The 3,957-nt window shown below is 45.0% G+C and carries 1 protein-coding gene; it reads right to left on the bottom strand.

The features are described 5' to 3' along the window. Positions 1–3,957: T9SS type B sorting domain-containing protein (locus Q1R07_RS16395; protein WP_300492280.1), on the bottom strand; the 3,957-nt coding region annotated here is incomplete at both ends.

Here is a 3,957-nt window from a genome sequence, read left to right on the forward strand (position 1 = left end):
ATCTCCATTCTCGGTATAGGTCACTGTGAACCAGTAATCCGTCGATGGTAGCTGTTGACCGTTCATCGTTCCGTCCCATCCGGTTGATCGCGATGGTTTGATCTGTTTCAATAGTTTTCCGTATCGGTCAAATATATAAATTTTTGCGTTTGCATCGTTTTCTAAATCACCAATATTCCAGAAATCGTGATATCCGTCCCCATTTGGCGTAAAGTAATGCGGATAATTGATTGCCGTTACAGGGATGGTTACCGTAGCACAACCTTTGTTATCGTATACCGTTACCGTGTGCGATCCAGAACTTACATTGGTAAATACCGGGCTTGTCTGGATGTCACCTTCGTCTAATTGGTATACGTACTCTCCGATTCCAATCGCTTCTACTGTGATGGATTGGTTATCCGTGAACGCATTCGATACATAAGCCGTAACTTCTGCCGGTTCCGATTGTGTGATCACTACTGATGCCGGTAATGAAGGACATCCTGTTGCAATGCTGGTTGCAATTACCGAGAACGTTCCCGGGTGGTTTACTTCATACGTAGCTCCTGTTGCACCTGTAATCGGTTGTGGTACTCCCGCTGCATCATTCTCATACCATTGGAACGTGTGCGTTGTAGCATCCAATCCACTGTTGATGATATGCGTACTTAATACCGTTCCTGTCTCCTGATCAATACATACAAATCCTGCATTTGGTGTCGGTTCCGGTAAACGGTGTACCGTGATGTTGAATCGTATTTCTGCAGGACATCCGTAAGTGCTGTAGGTGTTTTTAACTACTGCAATGATTTCGTGTGTCAGGTAATCCGTGATTGTATACGTTGCTGGTGTTGCAATCGGTGTTCCGTTGGCTAAGTCAGCATCCGAAGCATAGTAGCTTACGCTAAAGTTCGGATCCGCTGCCTGTACAGGACCTAAGATCGTAGCATCCAAATCATTTAAGTTAAACGTTTCCGTTCCATCGTTTAGGTCGTCACATCTGTCGATATCCGCTACATCAGTAGCTTCCGATCCACGCTCTACAAATAATTGGAAGCTCGTGGTGTTGTAACATCCTGTTGTAGTGTTTACCACACGTACATAGATGGTTTCGCCGTTTACAGTACTTGGGTGACTGGTTGCCAATGGAGCATTTCCACTATCAGCATCCGCCTGGTTAGCATGGTAGCTTACCGTGTAACCTGCAGGACCTTGTCCGGCTAATGCCTCAGGTGTTTTAGTACTTAAATCAAATACACCACTTCCTGTGAATGGAATCTGACACATATGATAATCGGTTACCGGACCAGCAGCTGGTCGTGGGTTTACGATTAATGGTTGCTCTACTACTAATGAACAACGGTCACGGTTGTTGGCCGGTGCTGTTGTTACACGTACCCATACGCTGGTTAAGGCGTTTCCGTTGGCATCCATATTTTGCCAGTTGGTTGGTGTAGCAATCGCATTGGTTCCTGCTAAAGCATCCGCCTGAGTTGGGTGGTATGTTAATACGTAGTTTGGTTCATTGTTTCGGATGTAGTTCGCGTTTTGCGTTACATCAAAGAACGTGATTCCATCTCCTGGATAATCATCATCACACTCTACAAGTGGTGCCGGGTCGAATTTCGGTTCCGGTAGTGGTGTAACACGGATCGTTAGGGTTACATAGCTGCTACATCCTGCACCGCTTACTACTTCTACTAATAGTGTCTGTACCGTTGCCGTGTTGTGGAACGCGGTTGGATCTGCGATCAACGTAGCCGGGTTCGGTGGTAAGGCCGTGCTGCTGTAATAGTTAAAGGTATATCCTGTTGCTCCTCCTGTAATTTGTGCTTCACGGATCGTTAAGTCAAAGATTTGACGTTGATCATTTGGTAAAGCATCATCACAAAGGGTGATTTCGTCCGGCTGTGTTAATTGTAGCGGACTGTTTACAATCAGTTTAAAACTTCCGATGGTGTAACATCCTGTTGCTTTATGCGTTACACGTACCCAGATCGTTTGGCCGTTGGTTCCGATAAAGTTTCCATTGGATACGATAAATGGTGTACCATTCTGCGCATTGGTTTCTGAGATATAGTAGTTCACTACATAATCCGATGCTGGTCCGGTTTGAGCTGCAAGGATTGTGGCCGTGTGTACTGTTAAATCAAATGTGGTTTGGTTATCATGCGGATTCGAATCCGTATCACACTCATCAAGGTCTAATAGTGTTGGCATAATTGGTGCCGGTTGCACTAGTAAGTTGAACGAGTATACGCTCTTACATCCCGTTACCGTATTGGTTGCCAATACCCATAGGGTTTGTGTCCAAGGGTTGATGTTTTGGTATGGTTGAACGGTGATTGGGAATAATCCGTTTTCTGCATTTTGTTGTGTTTCGTGGAAGCTTAATACTACGTTAGCTTCACCACTTAACATACCCGGAATTAAGGTTGTTAAGTCAAAATCTCCGATTCCGTCGTTGTTAGTTCCGTCACATGTAGTTACCGGTGTTGTTGGCATTACCAATACTGGTAGTGGCTCCACTCGTAAGTCCATTGCAGTTACCACATAACATCTCGTTGTACTGTTGGTCACACGTACAAAGATGGTTTGTACTGTAGCTACTTCGTTGGTGTATAACGTTGGTAATTCGGTTCCGGCTGTTCCGGCTTCTGCTAAAACTTGTGTCTTATAGAATTTAACTTCCAATCCGGTTGTGGTTCCGATGATTTCCGGAATCTTAGTCGATAAATCGAATTGTTCGTATAACGCCTGTCCGGTGTAATCACACAAGGTGTATGCCGGTACCGGGTTTGGTACGGTTGGTAGTGGATTTACGATTAGATCGAAAGATCCTACTGCGATACAGCCTGATGCGTTTTTCAACTGGTACCAGATCGTTTGCGGGTTCGAAGCATTCGTATAGGCTGCCGCTCCTGTAATAGGGCTGGTTCCTGCTAATGCATCCGCTTCGGTGGTATAGTACGTTACGTTTACTCCTGCCTGACCATTGATCGCTTCTGCGTCTTTGGTGGTAAGGTTGAAGATTTCAAATCCGTCACCAGGGGTACTGGTTTCACATAATTCGTAATCGGTGATATCCCCTACTACAATACGTGGTCTTTCATTAACAATTAAAGTTAAAGTACTGAAAGAAGCACATGCGTTTACTCCGGTGTTTACCACACGGATGTAAATAATTTGTGTATGCGGGTTGATGTTCGTGTATAACGGCATCGCAATCGGATAGTTACCTAATTGAGCATCTTCCGGTGTTTCGTGGAAGGTTACCGTTAAGTTAGGATCACCTCCGGTGATTTCTGCAATTTTAACGCTTAAGTCAAATGTTTCAATTCCGTCATCGTAGTTGGAGTTACAAACTTCTAGTGGAGTCGGGTTGAAAATAGTTGGTGCTACTACTGTAGTTACCGTATGGCTCGCTGTTTGTGGTTGACTACAGTTTGGTGTACCGTTGCTTTGTACGCTTACCAAAGTATACGTAACCGGTCCGGTCAATGCTGCTGTTGCAACTGTAGCGGTTCCGGCACTGTTTAAGGTAATTGTAAATAAAGTCGGATCGGTTCCAATAGTATAGGTTACCGTAGCATTTGGTGTTCCGTTGAATACGATGTTCGCAGTACTTCCCGAACATACCGAAGCAGGTCCGGTTACTGTCGCTACCGGTAGATCTTTAACGCCGATCGTTACCGATGTACTGATGTTTCGGGTACATACCAAAGGTCCTGCTGTACTTACACTAACCAGACTATATGTAGCCGGTGCGGTTAATACAGGAGTCGTAATTGTTGCCTGACCCGCTGCATCAAGGTTGATAGTCGTCTGAGTCGTTCCGTCACTATATGTAACAGTTCCGTTGGCTGGTCCTGTAAACGTTACTACAGCCGTGTCACCTGAACAAATTAATGCCGGTGCACTGATTGTCGCTGTTGGTAATGGATTTACCGTAATTGTTGCACTACCGGTTAAGGT

This window comes from Flavobacterium sp., assembly GCF_030146175.1.
Classification (GTDB): Bacteria; Bacteroidota; Bacteroidia; order Flavobacteriales; family Flavobacteriaceae; genus Flavobacterium.